The 19210-nt window shown below is 36.9% G+C and carries 12 protein-coding genes, 2 tRNA genes and 3 rRNA genes; 13 read left to right on the top strand and 4 right to left on the bottom strand.

Annotation, left to right across the window (positions count from 1 at the left end; all coding sequences use genetic code 11):
• Positions 1–1497, top strand: coding sequence for a RagB/SusD family nutrient uptake outer membrane protein (locus NLJ00_RS21510; protein WP_053470730.1), 1497 nt, complete (start codon positions 1–3; stop codon positions 1495–1497).
• A gap of 609 nt (positions 1498–2106) precedes the next feature.
• On the opposite strand, the gene NLJ00_RS21505 is transcribed toward NLJ00_RS21510, so the two are convergent.
• Complete coding sequence (locus NLJ00_RS21505) at positions 2107–3570, bottom strand: MFS transporter (protein WP_256635353.1); 1464 nt, start codon at positions 3568–3570, stop codon at positions 2107–2109.
• A 388-nt stretch (positions 3571–3958) separates the two neighbouring features.
• Here NLJ00_RS21505 and NLJ00_RS21500 point away from each other — a divergent pair, with 388 nt between their 5' ends.
• Positions 3959–5239 carry a glycosyl hydrolase family 8 gene (locus NLJ00_RS21500; protein ID WP_256635352.1) on the top strand — a complete coding sequence of 427 codons (1281 nt, stop codon included), beginning with the start codon at positions 3959–3961 and terminating at the stop codon, positions 5237–5239.
• Positions 5240–5324: 85 nt separating this feature from the next.
• On the opposite strand, the gene NLJ00_RS21495 is transcribed toward NLJ00_RS21500, so the two are convergent.
• From NLJ00_RS21495 to NLJ00_RS25060, 3 genes are all read right to left on the bottom strand, one after another.
• A complete protein-coding gene (locus tag NLJ00_RS21495) occupies positions 5325–5951 on the bottom strand; it encodes an NAD(P)-dependent oxidoreductase (RefSeq protein WP_256635351.1) in 627 nt (208 codons plus the stop codon).
• Positions 5951–6757, bottom strand: coding sequence for an inositol monophosphatase family protein (locus NLJ00_RS21490; RefSeq protein WP_256635350.1), 807 nt, complete (start codon positions 6755–6757; stop codon positions 5951–5953). Before NLJ00_RS21490 ends, NLJ00_RS21495 begins: the two co-directional genes overlap by 1 nt.
• Before the next feature lie 78 nt (positions 6758–6835).
• Positions 6836–7750 (bottom strand): AraC family transcriptional regulator, encoded by a 915-nt coding sequence (locus NLJ00_RS25060; protein WP_269468181.1) that lies wholly within the window; start codon positions 7748–7750, stop codon positions 6836–6838.
• Positions 7751–8170: 420 nt separating this feature from the next.
• Between NLJ00_RS25060 and NLJ00_RS21480 the strand changes: the two genes are divergently transcribed.
• From NLJ00_RS21480 to NLJ00_RS21435, 11 genes are all read left to right on the top strand, one after another.
• A 16S ribosomal RNA gene (locus tag NLJ00_RS21480) occupies positions 8171–9684 on the top strand.
• A gap of 122 nt (positions 9685–9806) precedes the next feature.
• Positions 9807–9880, top strand: a tRNA-Ile gene (locus NLJ00_RS21475).
• A 156-nt stretch (positions 9881–10036) separates the two neighbouring features.
• A tRNA-Ala gene (locus tag NLJ00_RS21470) sits at positions 10037–10110 on the top strand.
• Between the two features lie 137 nt (positions 10111–10247).
• Positions 10248–13129: ribosomal RNA gene (locus NLJ00_RS21465) — 23S ribosomal RNA — on the top strand.
• A gap of 181 nt (positions 13130–13310) precedes the next feature.
• Positions 13311–13420 (top strand): 5S ribosomal RNA (gene rrf / locus NLJ00_RS21460).
• Together the 16S, 23S and 5S rRNA genes with 2 tRNA genes alongside form the textbook arrangement of a ribosomal RNA operon.
• 314 nt (positions 13421–13734) lie before the next feature.
• The gene (locus tag NLJ00_RS21455; protein ID WP_123924591.1) at positions 13735–14139 is read left to right on the top strand and encodes a hypothetical protein; all 405 of its coding nucleotides are present in this window, start codon (positions 13735–13737) and stop codon (positions 14137–14139) included.
• Between the two features lie 441 nt (positions 14140–14580).
• Entirely contained in the window at positions 14581–14742 is a 162-nt protein-coding gene (locus NLJ00_RS25130; protein ID WP_408611653.1) for a helix-turn-helix domain-containing protein, read from the top strand.
• 214 nt (positions 14743–14956) lie between these two features.
• Positions 14957–15319, top strand: coding sequence for a hypothetical protein (locus tag NLJ00_RS21450; protein WP_256635349.1), 363 nt, complete (start codon positions 14957–14959; stop codon positions 15317–15319).
• Positions 15320–15478: 159 nt separating this feature from the next.
• Entirely contained in the window at positions 15479–16039 is a 561-nt protein-coding gene (locus NLJ00_RS21445; protein WP_256635348.1) for a DUF3347 domain-containing protein, read from the top strand.
• Between the two features lie 3 nt (positions 16040–16042).
• Complete coding sequence (locus NLJ00_RS21440; RefSeq protein ID WP_256635347.1) at positions 16043–18196, top strand: multicopper oxidase family protein; 2154 nt, start codon at positions 16043–16045, stop codon at positions 18194–18196.
• Positions 18197–18258: 62 nt separating this feature from the next.
• On the top strand, positions 18259–19116 hold the full coding sequence (locus tag NLJ00_RS21435; RefSeq protein WP_256635346.1) for a hypothetical protein: 858 nt from the start codon (positions 18259–18261) through the stop codon (positions 19114–19116).
• Positions 19117–19210 lie beyond the last annotated feature (94 nt).

The following is a 19210-nucleotide window of genomic DNA, read 5'->3' as shown; positions in this document are numbered from 1 at the left end:
ATGATGAAAAAAATAAAACATATAGTTGCAGCATTGTTGGGAGTTTTCGCAATAAATTCATGTGACACTTCGGAATTAGAATTAACTAATCCAAACACATTATCGCCCGACACGTTCTTTAAAACCGAAGCGCAGGTAGAATCTGCTGTAAATGCAGCTTATGCAAATTTACAGACAAGAGGATTGTATGCCCGAAATCTTGCTTTTGCCATGGATCTTATGGCGCAGGATGCAGCAGGAAATCCGCAGTTAGAAGGTAATAAAAAACCTTTTCAGGATTTTTCTTTTAATGCAGGAAATGACATTATTCAGTATTACTGGGAATCTTGTTTCTTAGGAATATCCAGAGCTAATTTTGTATTAGATAATGAAGGTAAGATTAATGATTTACCAACTTCAGTTTTATCACAAGCGAAGAAAAATAAATTTTTAGGAGAAGCACATTTTTTAAGAGCTTATTATTATTTTCTTTTAGTGAATCGTTTTGGGGATGTGCCCATTTATAAAACCGGAACTATTACAGGCGCCGCAAGAAGTCCTAAAGCAGAAGCTTTTGATTTGATCAGAGCAGATTTAGAATTTGCCTCTCAAAATTTACTGCCTAGAGGTACAGAAGTTGTAGGTAGAGTGACTAAAGAAGCGGCTTATGCTTATTTAGGGAAAGTATTATTATACGAAAAGAAATACGATCTGGCTTTGGCTGCGCTTAATAACGTTACAGGATTCAGTCTTGAAGATAAAGGCAGTTTTTACAACAACTTCATGGAAGAAACGGAGCATGGTAAAGAATCTGTTTTTGAGATTGAATTTAATGAAAACAACGGAACTGGGAACAAATGGGATGATGCAGGAAACAGCGGCGGAACTGGTTTTGCCGAGTCAACGTTGAGAGGACAGGAATATGGTAATTTAAGCTGGTACAACGTATATCCGCCAGATGCACTTTTAAATTCCTATGAAGCAGGGGATTTACGTTTTGGAGATACTTTTTATGTACCGGGTTCTAAATATTTAAACGGAACACGTACAATGACAGCGCAAAACTTTAATACATCTGCAGGTATTAGAAATGCAGGCTGGAAAAAATACCAGAACTATTATAAAAAAGAAGATGAGGCTACACAATCCAGTATTAACTTTAAAGTTATGCGTTATGCAGATGTACTGCTTATGAAAGCCGAATGTGAAAACCAAAGAGACGGAGGTTCACAAACAGCTGCCATAGCCTTTATAAAACAAGTTAGAGATCGTGCAGGTTTAACAACTAATATTACGCCTACAAAAGAAGCTGTTTTCGCTGCAATTGTTCATGAACGTAAAGTAGAATTTGCAGGAGAACAAAGCCGTTTTGACGATATTATGAGATGGGGAAATGCCAGTACAGAATTAGCAAACACTGGTTTTCAGGCAGGTAAAAATGAATTGTGGCCAATACCTAACAGAGAAACATCTTCAAATCCCAATATAAAACCAAGTGATAATAATCCTGGGTACTAAACGATTAAATTATGTTAGTTTGAGTTAAGTAAGTTAGTATTTTTGATAAACAGTGCACTTGTAATGCACTGTTTATTTTTTTGTTAAAGACAGAATTAATTTTAGATTTCAGATTTTAGGTCTAAAGTTTTAAGTTTCAAGTTTCAGGTTGAACTGAGGATATTTTAACGCAAAGTTCGCAAAGGTTTTTACGCAAAGGACGCTAAGTTTTTTTGATAAGCTAGGTTTTTATAAAACCAAAGTTCGCAAAGCTTTATGTTGATACATCTTTGCGAACTTTGTGCATTCTAAATGCAAATATTTCAAAAAAACTTAGCGTGCTTTGCGTTAAAAAAATTACGCGCTAAAACAAACAATCCAACCAACACAAAGCTTTGCGAACTTTGCCGTTTTATAAAACCTCGTATATTAAAAAACCTTGCGCCCTTTGCGTTAAAAAAATTATGCGTTAAAACAAGCAATCCCATTAACATAAAGCTTTGCGAACTTTGTATTTTTATAAAAACCTTATATGCAGAAAAATCTTTGTGTGCTTTGCGTTAAATAAAAAGTTTCAGGTTTCAAAATCTACAATCCATAATCTACATTCTAAAATCTAAAATCTGCAATCTATAACCTTCTTTCCTTCAAATCTGTTTCAATTTGAATTTCCATTTTTTTATCAATTACATTAAAGCATAATAAAATGGCACTTATAATAAATATAAAGCCTGGATAAATACTTATTGAAAGTTTAATCCCTTCAACAGCAGCCGGAACCTGATTGACTTCTTCGGCTACATAACCATACTTTGATAAAAAAGCGGCACCTAAAGCACTGCCAATACTTATTCCGATTTTTAATCCAAAAATCATTGCCGAAAAAACAGTAGCAGTAGCTCTTCGGTTGTTTTTCCATTCGCTGTAATCAGCCACATCCGCAATCATAGCCCACAATAAAGGAATTGTTACTCCGTAGATAAATCCATGTAATAATTGGGTCAAAAAAACCATTGCAATAGCGGTTCTGCTATAAAAATTAAAAAGCAGTAAACTCAAAGCAGATAAGAAAATGAAAGCGATATAAATATTTCTTTTCCCAAATGAATCTGCAAGAGATTTTGAAAACAGGATTCCGAATATCATAAAAAGAATCCCTCCGCCATTAAAAAGACTAAAAGCAGAAGTTGGAGCATCTTTAGGCCATTGAAAATCTACAAATCCCATTGCTATTAATGAATTATTTATTTTTTCAATAAAAGCGGTAAAACCAATATCATTCAAAAAAATAGCCTGAGCCGCAGGATCTAAATAATATTTAAAATAAAAAACATACATACCGCCCTTTAAAGACAAAGTTATAAATACCAGAATGGTAACCAGTAACATAACCAGCCACGGACCATTTTTACACAAATCGATAAAATCCTGCTTCACAGATGATTCCTGATTTTTTGCAGGAATGATTCTTTCTTTGGTAGTAAAAAAAGTAATCAAAAAACAAATTATCCCAATAAAAGCAAATAGTATCATGGTATTTTTAAAACCAACTGCTTTATCTCCATTTCCTAAAATTAAAACAAAGGGAAGTAAAAGCGACTGAACTATAAATTGAGCTATCATAACAGCAACAAAGCGATAGGAGGAAAGACTATTTCGTTCTTTCATATCACCTGTTAAAACACCGCTTAAAGCAACATACGGTAAATTGTTTGCTGAATAAAGCAAGACTAAAAAAAAGTAAGTCAGTAATGCATAAGTTGTTTTACCCGTTAATCCAAAATCCGGAGTTAAAAAAGAAAGCACCGCAGCAATTCCAAAAGGCAAAGCAGTCCATAATATCCAAGGCCTGAACTTTCCCCATCGCGTTTGAGTACGATCAGCAATAACGCCCATAATGATATTAAAAAAAGCACCAATAAAACCTCCTGTAAAAATAATAACGCTTGCAGTTCCGGCTGGAATTTTATAAACATCTGTGTAAAAGAAAGCTAAAAAAGTCAGCAAAGTCTGAAAAATCAAATTCGCTGCAAAATCACCTAAACCGTAACCTGTTTTTTCTAGTATAGAAAGCTTTTGGGATATATTATTCATAAATATTTAAGGATTGCTTTTTACAGGTTTATATCCTGTTATATTAATTGCAGATTATTTTTGAGGCGCATTTCTATAAAAAAATAACACTTCATTTTGCTCTATTTTACTTGGAATGTTTAATGTAAAAATAGCTTGAAAGTTGAAAAAAAGTGTATCATTTTTGAAGCCTATATTAACATATTTGAAGCATGAGTTTGTTTCAATAAATCTATTAAATGATTAATTTTTAAAACAACCAGTTGTTTTAAATTTTTATATTATAATAAAAAAAAATATTTTTAATCCTAATATTTATTGATATTATGTTTATGCAACCAGTTGTGTTTATGTTGTTTTTATGTATATTTAAATTATTATAAAAGACTAACAAATAAATCTAGAAAATATGACTGTATATCAGATTATTACAAATGAATATTTGATTAAAATCCGACTTTTTATTATCGTTTTTATCTTTATTCCGGCTTTTACCATTAGTCAAAACAAAAACAAGGCAGATAAACCTCAATACCGTAATCTTTTTGCAGCAGCAGGTTATAGTCAAATTGATATTGATAATAAATTAGCAAAAGCATATTATGATGTTTTTGAAGGGCCAAATAAGGTATATTTTGAAGAAGGAGATTCGTTAGGGTATGTTTCTGATGTAAAAAATAAAGATGCCCGTACCGAAGGAATGTCCTACGGAATGATGGTTGCTGTTCAGCTCAATAAAAAAGAAGTTTTTGATCGTCTCTGGCGCTGGTCTGTCAAATACATGCAGCGTCAAAGCGGATCAAGAGAAGCTTATTTTGCATGGAGTGTAGATCCGCAGACCAAAAAACAAAATTCTCCCGGTTCTGCATCTGATGGGGAATTATATTATATAACAAGTCTGCTCTTTGCTTCAAATAAATGGGGCAATGATACAGGAATAAATTATTACAAAGAAGCCAGAAGAATATTAGATGCCATGTGGAAAAAAGACGGTACAGGGAATATCTATAATATTATAAATACCGAACATAAGCAGATTTCTTTTGTACCAGAAGGAGGCGGCTACAATTGGACAGATCCTTCTTATCATGTTCCTGCATTTTATGAAATCTGGGCATTATATGCCAAAGACGGCCACGAACAGTTTTATAAAGAATGTGCCGATATTTCGCGTAATTTTTTACATAAAGCCTGTCACCCTGTAACAGGTCTAAATTCAGATTATACAGAATTCAACGGAGAACCGCATCCAACGCCCTGGATGCCGCCCGGATTTCGTTATGATTCCTGGCGTGTTCCTATGAATATTGCAATGGATTATACGTGGTATGGAAAAGATAAAAAATGGCAGGAAGATTATGCGAAGCGATTTCAAAATTTCCTGAGATCAAAAGGATTAGACACTTATGAAGATCAGTTTAATCTGGATGGTTCTACTCCTGATTTTATTCTTCAGGCAGGTTCGGTAAAAAAACTAAGACATTCCATTGGGTTAGTAGCGACTGCAGCCACGGCATCGCTGGTAAATAAAGATAAAGCAAGTATGGATTTTGTTCATGCTGTCTGGAATGCCAAACTTGAAGCTTACGAAGACGGTTATTTTGATCCCTACTATGACGGACTAATGTATCTTTTTAGTCTAATGCATCTTAGTGGAAAATATCAAATAATAACTCCGGAAGTAAAATAGCATTTTAATCCAGATCTACTTTTGAACTTTCTTTTATGTATATACGGAGTAACAACACAAACGCTGTTACTCCTTCTATATATAATCAATTTGTTAGTGCAACATATTGATAAAGTCTCAATGGATTTTCTGCTTCGGTAATTAAAAATTGGGCAACATCGGCTCTTGAAATCTTCCCAACTTTCATTCCTTTTTGAAGTCCTGATATTGCCTTATAAGTTGATTGTGCATCTCCGTTGGTAAGCATTCCAGGTCTTATGATTTCCCATTTCATAGTACTTTTAGTGATTATTTCTTCCATTATAGTTTTATTGATATATTGGTCTTTAAGAAATAGCGAAATCACCGTTCGCATAAAAAAGCTCAAATAATTTTTACTTTCTCCCGCTCCAAAACCTGTAATAACCAAAACTGGCGAACAGAATTTTAAATCATCAGTAACCTTAACCAATGTATTGGCAATATCAGAAAATAAGGTAGTTGCTTTTTTATTTTTTGTTCCAACGGTTATAAGTACTGCATCAGATCCAGTTATGGCATGTTTTAAATCTATTAAAGATGTAGCGCTGCCATTTATTTTAATAAGATTGGGATGATTTGGAATTTGATCAGTATTTGTGGATAATGCTGTTACAATGTGGCCTTTTTTAAGAGCCAGTTTAACAGATTCCAGTCCAATTCCTGCTCCGGCTCCTATAATTGCTATATTCATTAGTTTGTTGATTTAATTTGCAGATATTTTTCAGTAATACTTTTTTGTGCCACGAGCAGGTTTTCACTTCCCCATTTCCATGGAGTTCCTGTCGTTGTTAGGATTTCGGCACCAGCTTCTTTGGCAATAAGCAATCCTGCAATCCAGTTATAAGTGTCGAGATCTTCCTGGACAAACAAATCAATTCTTCCTGCACCAACATAAGCCAATTGCAATCCGTGTGGTCCGTAATTCCTAACAATCCCAAAATTCTGAATCAAATTAGTGACCGTAGTACCTATTTTTTTATTTAAATCATTATCTGATTTGTCCTGATGTCCATATTCAAAAACAGCAAGCATAACAGATTGATCTGTCTTGTTACTAAGTTCAAGTAATTTGCCATTCATAAATGCGCCTTCACCATCTTTTGCCCAAAACATTTCATTGGCCAATGGATCAAAAATTACAGAAAATAAAGGTTTTCCATGACGAATAAGCGCCAGATTTATTGTCCATCCTGCAATATGCTGAAGATATTGTATAGCACCATCCATGGCATCACAAAGCCAGTACTCTTCGTTATTTGATGGGGTTCTTTGTGAATCAGTATCAAACTCATCGCCTATTTGCCAGGGAATATTTGGATACGGCAGTGCTAAATCTTCTTTTAAAGAACTTAGGCATAAAGTATCGATATCTTCCAATTGTTTTAAAAGCTCATCCATAGTTTGCGGAATCGCATTTTGCTTATAGCCTTTTAAAAAGACGTTCCCTACTTTTCGTACTGCATCGAGTATAATTGGGATATTGATTTCGTTTTGCATATCATTATATATTAATTACAATGCAAAATTAATTAGAGGATGATCTTTAATGTAGTTTGAATGAAGGGAAGGATAGTCCTAATCACGGAATTTTTTCCGAAATTCAAGAGGAGTAAGATTGGTTAGCTTTTTAAAAAGTTTTCCAAAATAAACAGGCTCGTCATAACCAACCTCATAAGCAATTTCTTTTACGCTGCTGTCTGTAAAGTAAAGAAGTCTTTTGGCTTCCATTATTGATGCTTCTTGAATATGAGCCGAGACCGGACTTCCTGTTAATGATTTTACAGTATCATTTAAATGCGCAGCCGAAATAGAAAGAGCCGAAGCATACTGTGCTGGCTGTTTCCATGTTTTATAATGTTCTTTTGTTAGTTTTATAAAAGCTTCCTTAATGATAATACTGCGACTTTCTTTAGATTTATTAAGAGGTAAATTAGAAACGAGTTCTCCTGAAATTAAATTTAAAAGTGCATTTAATAAAGAATGAATACTTTTTTGAATGTAGGTATTTGTATTTTCAGATTGCACTTTTTCAATTAAATCCATTAGGATTGTAAGTTGTTGAAAAAAGGGAGATTCTTCTCGTAATAAAAATGGATTATTGATTTTATTCTCTAGTAGCTGCAGGAGCTCTTTATTAACCAGTGATGAATCAAAACTAACCATCCATCCTTTTGGGTCTTTTACCGTTATAATATGATGTACTTCTTCAGGAAAGATACAAAGTAAGGCAGGTCCGGTAAATTCTATAATTTCAAAATCAATATTTAATTTAAACTTTCCGTTTAAAGCAAACATTAATTGGCAATGATCATCCCGATGAGGTTTAGAGATGTCGTGATTCTCTATCTCTTTATCCTCCATATTAACAATAATAATTCCTGCTCTTGCAGAAGGTGGAAGTTCAAATTGTTGAATATTATGGTTTTGATTTTTCAAGCTTATAATAGTATCATTTATACTGCTTGCAAAAATAGAGATTAAAAAGGTCAAATGTTTCAGATTTCATTCCTAAACGAAATAAAAAAAGCTAACAAGTCTCGCTTAAAAACAGAATATTTGTTACGAAACATGCAGACATATTGTTTTTAAAAATATTTTTTTTGCTGAAAAATAATAAAAATAAGAAAAAACTTAAAGGTTTTAAAAAAAAGTTGCCACGCAAACTTAATGTTATCAGATGGTTAAGAAAAAGTTGCTAAAATATTTGAAAAAAAAGCGATAAAAAGTATTGTAAATGCTGATAAACTCACTACTTTGAAACACAAGCGAAGTTAAAAAGAAGACACGTTCGTAGACATATTGAATTGACAGCCGTTCCGATGCAAATCGGAACAAAAGAATAAGAGTAATAGAATCGTAAGATTTGAAAAGAACCACTAGAGTAAGCATCGAATAATAATATTAAAATATACGATGAAGAGTTTGATCCTGGCTCAGGATGAACGCTAGCGGCAGGCTTAACACATGCAAGTCGAGGGGTAGAGCACTTCGGTGCTTGAGACCGGCGCACGGGTGCGTAACGCGTATGCAATCTGCCTTTCACAGAGGGATAGCCCAGAGAAATTTGGATTAATACCTCATAGTATTATGGAGTGGCATCACTTTATAATTAAAGTCACAACGGTGAAAGATGAGCATGCGTCCCATTAGCTAGTTGGTAAGGTAACGGCTTACCAAGGCAACGATGGGTAGGGGTCCTGAGAGGGAGATCCCCCACACTGGTACTGAGACACGGACCAGACTCCTACGGGAGGCAGCAGTGAGGAATATTGGACAATGGGCGCAAGCCTGATCCAGCCATGCCGCGTGCAGGATGACGGTCCTATGGATTGTAAACTGCTTTTGTACGAGAAGAAACATCCCGACGTGTCGGGACTTGACGGTATCGTAAGAATAAGGATCGGCTAACTCCGTGCCAGCAGCCGCGGTAATACGGAGGATCCAAGCGTTATCCGGAATCATTGGGTTTAAAGGGTCCGTAGGCGGTTTAGTAAGTCAGTGGTGAAAGCCCATCGCTCAACGGTGGAACGGCCATTGATACTGCTGAACTTGAATTACTGGGAAGTAACTAGAATATGTAGTGTAGCGGTGAAATGCTTAGATATTACATGGAATACCAATTGCGAAGGCAGGTTACTACCAGTTGATTGACGCTGATGGACGAAAGCGTGGGGAGCGAACAGGATTAGATACCCTGGTAGTCCACGCCGTAAACGATGGATACTAGCTGTTGGGAGCAATCTCAGTGGCTAAGCGAAAGTGATAAGTATCCCACCTGGGGAGTACGTTCGCAAGAATGAAACTCAAAGGAATTGACGGGGGCCCGCACAAGCGGTGGAGCATGTGGTTTAATTCGATGATACGCGAGGAACCTTACCAAGGCTTAAATGTAGATTGACCGTTTTGGAAACAGAACTTTCGCAAGACAATTTACAAGGTGCTGCATGGTTGTCGTCAGCTCGTGCCGTGAGGTGTCAGGTTAAGTCCTATAACGAGCGCAACCCCTGTTGTTAGTTGCCAGCGAGTCATGTCGGGAACTCTAACAAGACTGCCAGTGCAAACTGTGAGGAAGGTGGGGATGACGTCAAATCATCACGGCCCTTACGCCTTGGGCTACACACGTGCTACAATGGCCGGTACAGAGAGCAGCCACTGGGTGACCAGGAGCGAATCTATAAAACCGGTCACAGTTCGGATCGGAGTCTGCAACTCGACTCCGTGAAGCTGGAATCGCTAGTAATCGGATATCAGCCATGATCCGGTGAATACGTTCCCGGGCCTTGTACACACCGCCCGTCAAGCCATGGAAGCTGGGGGTGCCTGAAGTCGGTGACCGCAAGGAGCTGCCTAGGGTAAAACTGGTAACTAGGGCTAAGTCGTAACAAGGTAGCCGTACCGGAAGGTGCGGCTGGAACACCTCCTTTCTAGAGCCTTAGTGTTAGCTATATGCACGCTGGGGAAAAAAGATGCGAAACCTGTTGGTTTTGAATCGAGGATTATATTACTCTTGCTGTTAGTTCAAATAATAAATTTTTAAGTAAAACAGAGTCTCGTAGCTCAGCTGGTTAGAGTACTACACTGATAATGTAGGGGTCGGCAGTTCGAGTCTGCCCGGGACTACTTTTTAAGAATTGTTAATTATAAATTATGAATTGTAAATTATAAGAAACAAGAACAAATTAAAAAGACTGAAACTTAGAAAAAAGGAAATTTTAGAGGTTGAGTAACCGTTTTAAGTACTGTTAACTGAAAACTGTTAACTGACAACTAAAAAATGGGGGATTAGCTCAGCTGGCTAGAGCGCCTGCCTTGCACGCAGGAGGTCAACGGTTCGACTCCGTTATTCTCCACTGATTATCTGTAAAGATAGATAATAAAAGTTCATTGACATATTGAGATAAGAAAATAATAAGAAAGTAGAAAGCGTTTTTTACGATTTATTGTAAAAAACAAAAAAAAAGGTCTCGTTTTAAGAACGAGATTGGTACAATAAGCAAAATAAGGGCGTATGGGGGATGCCTAGGCTCTCAGAGGCGATGAAGGGCGTGATAAGCTGCGAAAAGCTGCGGGGACAAGCACACATTGATTGATCCGCAGATACCCGAATGGGGCAACCCACTATGTTGAAGACATAGTACACCGATAGGTGGGCAAACCCGCTGAACTGAAACATCTAAGTAGGCGGAGGAGAAGAAAACAAAAGTGATTCCGTAAGTAGTGGCGAGCGAACGCGGATTAGCCCAAACCAGTGTTGTTACGGCAATGCTGGGGTTGTAGGACCACGAGATTTTATGCATGCAGAACCGGAAGTTACTGGAAAGTGACACCATAGAGGGTGATAGTCCCGTATGGGTAATAAATGTAATAGATAGTGGTATCCTGAGTAGGGCGGGGCACGTGAAACCCTGTCTGAATTTGGCGGGACCATCCGCTAAGGCTAAATACTCCTGAGAGACCGATAGTGAACCAGTACCGTGAGGGAAAGGTGAAAAGAACCGTGAATAACGGAGTGAAATAGATCCTGAAACCATACGCTTACAAGCGGTCGGAGCCCTTTCGTGGGGTGACGGCGTGCCTTTTGCATAATGAGCCTACGAGTTAACGCTGCTGGCGAGGTTAAGTGGTTAAGCCACGGATCCGCAGCGAAAGCGAGTCTGAATAGGGCGCTTTAGTCAGTAGTGTTAGACGCGAAACCGTGTGATCTACCCATGGGCAGGATGAAGCTGTGGTAACACACAGTGGAGGTCCGAACCGGTTGACGTTGAAAAGTCTTCGGATGACCTGTGGGTAGGGGTGAAAGGCCAATCAAACTCGGAAATAGCTCGTACTCCCCGAAATGCATTTAGGTGCAGCGCTGAATTAAGTTATATAGAGGTAGAGCTACTGATTGGATGCGGGGGCTTCACCGCCTACCAATTCCTGACAAACTCCGAATGCTATATAATGTTTCTCAGCAGTGAGGGCTTGGGTGCTAAGGTCCAAGTCCGAGAGGGAAAGAACCCAGACCATCAGCTAAGGTCCCCAAATATACACTAAGTTGAAAGAACGAGGTTTGTCTGCCCAGACAGCTAGGATGTTGGCTTGGAAGCAGCCATTCATTTAAAGAGTGCGTAACAGCTCACTAGTCGAGCGGACGAGCATGGATAATAATCGGGCATAAGTGTATTACCGAAGCTATGGATTTACAGTTTACTGTAAGTGGTAGGGGAGCATTCTAACAGGGTTGAAGGTGTATCGTCAGGTATGCTGGACTGGTTAGAAAAGAAAATGTAGGCATAAGTAACGATAATGCGGGCGAGAAACCCGCACACCGAAAAACTAAGGTTTCCACAGCTATGCTAATCAGCTGTGGGTTAGTCTGGTCCTAAGGCGAACCCGAAAGGGACAGTCGATGGCTAACGGGTTAATATTCCCGTACTACTAATTACTGTGATGGGGTGACGGAGTGATGAAAGCGCCGCGAACTGACGGAATAGTTCGTTAAAGTACCTAGCTATAGGCTCTGCAGGCAAATCCGCAGAGACTGGTGAAATACGATAGTACTCGGAGTCTTCGGACAAAGAGATAGTGCGCCTAAGGGCTTCCAAGAAAAACCTCTAAACTTCAGGTAATTAGTACCAGTACCGTAAACCGACACAGGTAGTTGAGGAGAGAATCCTAAGGTGCTCGAGAGATTCATGGCTAAGGAATTAGGCAAAATAGACCTGTAACTTCGGGAGAAAGGTCGCCCCGAGCAATCGGGGCCGCAGTGAAGAGGTCCAGGCGACTGTTTATCAAAAACACAGGGCTCTGCAAAATCGTAAGATGAAGTATAGGGCCTGACACCTGCCCGGTGCTGGAAGGTTAAGAGGAGATGTTATCTTCGGAGAAGCATTGAATTGAAGCCCCAGTAAACGGCGGCCGTAACTATAACGGTCCTAAGGTAGCGAAATTCCTTGTCGGGTAAGTTCCGACCTGCACGAATGGTGTAACGATCTGGACACTGTCTCAGCCATGAGCTCGGTGAAATTGTAGTAACGGTGAAGATGCCGTTTACCCGCAGTGGGACGAAAAGACCCTGTGCACCTTTACTATAGCTTAGTATTGACCTTGGATAAATGATGTGTAGGATAGGTTGGAGACTGTGAAGCGGCGTCGCCAGGCGTTGTGGAGTCATTGTTGAAATACAACCCTTTGTTTATCTGAGGCCTAACCCCGCGCTGCGGGGGACATTGCTTGGTGGGTAGTTTGACTGGGGTGGTCGCCTCCAAAAGAGTAACGGAGGCTTCTAAAGGTTCCCTCAGTACGCTTGGTAACCGTGCGTAGAGTGCAATGGCATAAGGGAGCTTGACTGAGAGACATACAGGTCGATCAGGTACGAAAGTAGAGCATAGTGATCCGGTGGTTCCGCATGGAAGGGCCATCGCTCAAAGGATAAAAGGTACGCCGGGGATAACAGGCTGATCTCCCCCAAGAGCTCATATCGACGGGGGGGTTTGGCACCTCGATGTCGGCTCGTCACATCCTGGGGCTGGAGAAGGTCCCAAGGGTTGGGCTGTTCGCCCATTAAAGTGGCACGCGAGCTGGGTTCAGAACGTCGTGAGACAGTTCGGTCTCTATCTACTGTGGGCGTTAGAAATTTGAGTGGATCTGATTCTAGTACGAGAGGACCGAATTGGACAAACCTCTAGTGTATCTGTTGTCCCGCCAGGGGCACCGCAGAGTAGCTACGTTTGGAAGGGATAAGCGCTGAAAGCATATAAGCGCGAAACCCACCACAAGATGAGATTTCTTTTAAGGATCGTGGAAGATGACCACGTTGATAGGCTATAGATGTAAAGGCAGTAATGTCATAGTCGAGTAGTACTAATAATCCGTAAGCTTATGTACAACCTTTTCCCCTCTCGTCCCAGACGAGAGGGGAGGAAACTTTCTAAACAAAAACTTATTTTTCTTTATCTCAGTATGTTAAAATATTTGCCCGTCGCGGGCAGTCTTTAAGTCGAAAGATTAAAGTCAAAAGTCGAAAGACTTTACAACTTTAAGACTTGTGACTTTAGACTAACAACCTTAAGGTGGTTATTGCGGCGGGGCTCACCTCTTCCCATCCCGAACAGAGTAGTTAAGCCCGCCTGCGCAGATGGTACTGCAGTATTGCGGGAGAGTATGTCGTCGCCTTTCTTTTGAAAAACCCTATCCCATATCGGATAGGGTTTTTTGCTTTACAATACTTTTGGAAACTAAATCAAAGTTGCCTTTTGTCATATTGACAAGCACAAATTGTTTTTTGAACCCCAGCAGGTAAATAGTCTATGGAATAGTGTGAATTGTTCATTTTGAATCTCCTTTTTGTGTTGGAATTTTGTTTCGAAATTTTAATCAGCATATATGAAGACTTTATTTGTTAATAGCCTGCGGACTACCTCACCATACCAGATTAAATCTTATATAACAGCTTACGGTCTTATTTTGTTAATGATATGGTATCGAAAAAAATGCTTCTTAGACAAAACACTGTAAACCATAAAAACGATCTAACAAATACAATAGTTACGATAGGATATTATGCTTTAATCGATATAAAAGACTGCAAGATAAACTGCAGCAGAATTAGTATATACAAAAGATGGAAGCATGCTGAAGAGGCAGGAGATTTAATTTTTGGCCACAACCAAATGTTAGATCTTGCCTTTTACCAGTTTAGTAAATCAGTTCGTGAATCACCAATTCTGTTTAGCTTATTGACTGAAAGGTTTACTTTAAATCAACTTTCTAAACTTACCAGCAAATTTTCGGGCTGGAAATCCATGAAATGCTATTATGCATGGGCTCCTGACTGTATTAAAAAAATGGTAAATATTATTTTTATTATCCGACAGATCAGGATAACATTGGTGTAGCCGTAATTAATCATCCATATGGGCCGTTTAAAAATCTATTAGGAAAGCCATTATTGTCACGAAAATCCAAAGGAGTTATTGCTAATAGGGATTTATTGACCTCAATGTATTTATTGATGATGATGGGCAAGCTTATCTGTTTGAAGGCCAGTTAGAGGTAAACGCTGTAAAGTTGAACGAGGAAATGATTTCTTATAAAGGTGATGTTACAATCATAAAAGGAACTGAAATACCCTGATCATTATTGTAGCAAGAAATATCTCGAATTTTTTACCGGATTATATCTCAGAAACAGCAGTTAAAATATTGCAATATATTCAGCAGAATATTTATAATCCTGAAAAATTAAAAGCGGAACAAATCAGCAATGTATTTTCTGTATCAATTGCTTATGTTGGAAGGTATTTTAAATAGCATACTAACGATACCTTACATTAGTATATCGCTAAATACAAGGTTAACCTGATCGAGCATAGAATTAGGTTTAGTGATAAACGTATGGATGAAATTGCATATGAATTTGGCTTTACGGATGTAAGCCATCTGAACAAATTTTTCAGAAAACAAAAAGGATATAGTTTAAGGGATGTAAAGAAACTTTAAACAAAAAATGATATTCATCGAATTGATTATTCAGATATTATAAACAAGAAATTATAATATTAAATTATACTCCTTGAACTCAATCAGGATTTGAACTTTCTTTTTCATTTTAATTAAGATTGCAAAAAAGTTTAAGTTTTTAAATAAATTAATCAACAAACTATTAATCAATATAATATAATTATTATATTTGTTTCATATTTTAATTTTACTAATGAGAAAATTTTACTTTTTAGCATTTTTATTATTAGGTTTTTTTATAATGCCTAGTAACACTTTTGCTTGTGTAAGTAAATCTAAAACAGGACATTCCACCACACAAATGTCTTCAACTAATAGTAAAAAAGATTGTTGTGCTGCTGGGCATATGGGTAAAAAGAATCATTGCTGTGATAATAATTGTAAAGATTCTAAATGCATTTGCGCACCATCTGCAGGTGTTTTTTTAGTATTTAATGAAACATCGTTAAAAACCAGAAATTATTATTTCGGCACTAAAAATCAAAAATTTAATCATCCTGAAAGTTCAATTTCTTCAGGTTACTCTTCTCTTTTTTTGAAACCAAAAATAGGTTAAATTCAAAAGTGACAGCCATAAGTGTATCAAATTAGCACTTAATATTCTACTGTCAAATCTTTTCTATTCAATTTTTTCAGTTAATTACTATTTACAAATTATAAGTATTTCTGTCAATATGTAATTTATTAACTTATTTGATTTTAAAAAAACAACTATATGTATTCATTAAAAAAAATAATGACAGCAATACTTTTATTGGTGTCAATCCTTTCGTTCAGTGCTAATTTTTTAAATTCAGCAAGTACATCAAAAATATTAAATAGTACTTCTAATAATATAATGATTAGTGATTCTCTGGAAAACAATCAGCTGCAGAATGTTTATGATTCCTATTTCCTTGTAAATGAATCTTTGGTAAAAACCGATAGTAAATCAGCTTCCTTAAACGCAGAAAAACTCAAAACAGCTATTACTGCTGTAAAGATGGAAAGTTTAAAAATGGAAGAACATACAATTTGGATGAAACTATCTAAAGCTTTATTAGCAGATGCCGAAAATATTTCTAATTCGCAGGATATAAATAAACAAAGAAAGGTTTTTAAATCACTATCAAAAAACCTGCACGATCTGATTAAAGTTTCAAAATCATCAGAGCCTGTTTATTATCAATATTGTCCAATGGAGGATGCTAATTGGTTAAGCAGAGAAAAGGAAATTAAAAATCCTTATTATGGAGCCAAGATGATGACTTGCGGAAAGACCATTGAAACACTTTAAAATATGAAAATACTCTATATATTATTGCTGTTTACTTTAACAGTAAATGCGCAGGGAGTCGTTCGTTATGATTTATATGTAAAAGACACTTTGGTAAACTTCACTGGTAAACCCAAAAGAGCAATTGCTGTTAATGGACAAATTCCAATGCCAACACTTACATTTACAGAAGGAGATACTGCAGAGATTTATGTACATAATGAAATGGATGAGGAAACTTCGCTGCATTGGCATGGCTTGTTTTTGCCCAATAAGGAAGACGGAGTTCCATATCTGACTCAGATGCCTATAAAACCTCATACGGTTTATAAATATACTTTTCCCATTATTCAGAACGGTACTCACTGGTATCACAGCCACAGTGGTCTTCAGGAGCAAATTGGTATGTATGGTGCATTTATAATAAACAAAAAGCTAAATGATAAAACCTTTAGAAAAGGTATAGATGATTTACCTTCAGTACCGATAGTTTTGAGCGAGTGGACCGACATGAATCCTGAAAATATCCACAGGCTTTTACACAATGCCAGTGATTGGTTTGCAATTAAAAAAGGTACTACACAAAGTTATACCGAAGCCATAAAACAAGGATATTTTTCAACCAAAGTGACAAACGAGTGGAAACGAATGAATGCCATGGATGTGAGTGATGTATATTATAATGCATTTTTAATTAATGGTAAAAATAAAAACCAGCTTTATCAATTTAAAGCTGGTGATAAGATTCGTTTACGAGTTTCTAACGGGGGAGCATCAACCAATTTCTGGCTCAATTATGCAGGCGGTAAAATAACTGTCGTAGCAAATGATGGTAATGATGTCGAACCTGTTGAGATTGATAGATTATTAATAGCTGTATCTGAAACCTATGATCTTGTGGTAACCATTCCGGAGCAAAATACATCTTATGAATTTTTGGCAACCCCTGAAGATCGTACTAAATCAGCATCTTTATATCTGGGGGAAGGAACTAAACATTCAAGTGTGCCATTACCGAAATTGAAATATTTTGAAGGCATGAAGATGATGAACGGTATGATGAAAATGAATGGCGATTTGGATGATATGGGCATGACAATGGCACTTAATCAGATGGATATGAACGCTGTTATGTATCCTGAGATAACTGACGGATCTGCTGAGATCAAGACATTAAACTATGCAATGCTGAAAGCGACGTCAAAAACTAACCTTCCTGAAAATGCACCTGTTAAAGAATTAAAATTTGAGCTTACCGGTAACATGAATCGTTATGTATGGAGTTTAGACAATAAAGTAGTATCAGAAACTGATAAAATCCTTATAAAGAAAGGAGAAAATGTTCGTATTATTTTACACAACGGTTCTATGATGCGCCACCCCATGCACTTACACGGACATGACTTCAGATTGGTAAACGGGCAGGGAGATTATGCCCCTCTTAAAAATGTGGTCGACATCATGCCGATGGAAACAGATACTATAGAATTTAATGCTAACGCAGACGGAGACTGGTTTTTTCATTGTCATATTTTATACCACATGATGAGCGGTATGGGAAGGATTTTTAGTTATGAAAATTCAAAACTAAATCCCGAAATTCCTAATCCAAAATTAGCCAAGCGTATGCTTTTTGCTGATGATAGAAAGTTTCATTTCATGGCAGAAAATGATTTTGCTACTAATGGCAATGATGGAGAAGCAATGTTTCAAAACACACGTTGGAGTATTGGAACAGAGTGGAGGTTAGGCTATAATAATATGCATGGCTACGAAACCGAAACACATATCGGCCGCTATATTGGAAAAATGCAATGGCTTATGCCATTTATAGGTTTTGACTGGAGATCAAGAAAAATGGAAATGAGCGAACAAGAGCAAAATTTATTTGGACAAACCAGCACTAAAGATAAAAGGGCTGTATTTTCTGCCGGTGTAAACTATACTCTTCCAATGCTTGTAGTAGCGCAAACGGAAATCTTTACAGACGGTAAAATACGTTTTCAATTAGAACGAAAAGACATTCCGGTTTCAAAGCGATTAAGAATGAATTTGATGTGGAATACCGACAAGGAATATATTGCAGGATTAAAATATATTGCCGGAAAGAACTTTGGAATTACAACACATTATGATAGTGATATGGGAATAGGATTTGGTCTTAACCTAAATTACTAAGATAACTTATCAACATAATTTAACTAAAAACAAGTAATTACATTTTAAATAAATTTTTAAAAATGAAATCAATAATATTAATGATAATATTTCGCGTGATACTGATGCTAAGTGCTTTTGCATGTCAGGCAAATATAAACCCTAAGGCAGATTATCAAAATAATAAAATACAAACATTAGACACTATACGAGATGAATTTAATTTAAAAAAGAAAAACATAAAAAACCTTATTAATGGTAAAAGCCCTGATGTTATGCTCAAATTTTATGAATATTATCTGCAGGAAAAAGACATAAGCAGAGCTGATTTGTTGATGGCAAGTATCTTAAAATCAAATGATGATGTTGCTTATAGATATAAAATCAGCTTGATTTCTTATAATTATACTTCAGATGCTAAATCAAAGACATTATTTGTCTCAGATGCGAATCATATAAAAGAGTATCGAGCCTACTTTTTAAAGTCTGGTATTTCATCATTAAAAACAAATAAGGATATAAGGGCTCACTACCTCGGTTTGGTTACTTTAGACTCTGCTTATTATAAAATTGCTCCTGATAGCTTAACAAAGAAACAAATGGGGATACATTATAATAGTTTGGCTTGGTACAGCATTGTAACTCAAAAATTAAATGATGTAGAGTACTATTTAAACCAAAGCATGAAGTATGATCCTGAGTCAAAATATCCGCTTTCTAATATGCCGCTCCTGCTTTTATTAAAAGGAAATTATAAGAAAGCAGAGGCTCTTTATATAAAATTAAAAGATTTGCCATTTGAAGGATCTACCTTAACTTTTAGAGATGAGTTTTTGGAAGATTTAACCTTAGTGGAGGCAGAGGGAATCAAGATCAAAAACGTAGAAAAAATCAGAAGGATATTAATTGCAAACAAAACTGTAGAAGTAAATATTAATTAGCGATGTAAAAGATGATAAGGTTTTGGTGACTGTTACAGTACCGGAAGTAAAAACTGACGAAGTCATTTATAGTATTCCTGAAACTCTTCCGGGA

This window comes from Flavobacterium panici (assembly GCF_024499525.1).
Classification (GTDB): Bacteria; Bacteroidota; Bacteroidia; order Flavobacteriales; family Flavobacteriaceae; genus Flavobacterium; species Flavobacterium panici.
Note: the sequence above shows the minus strand (reverse complement) of the source record. Positions and strands in the feature narration are given on the sequence as shown.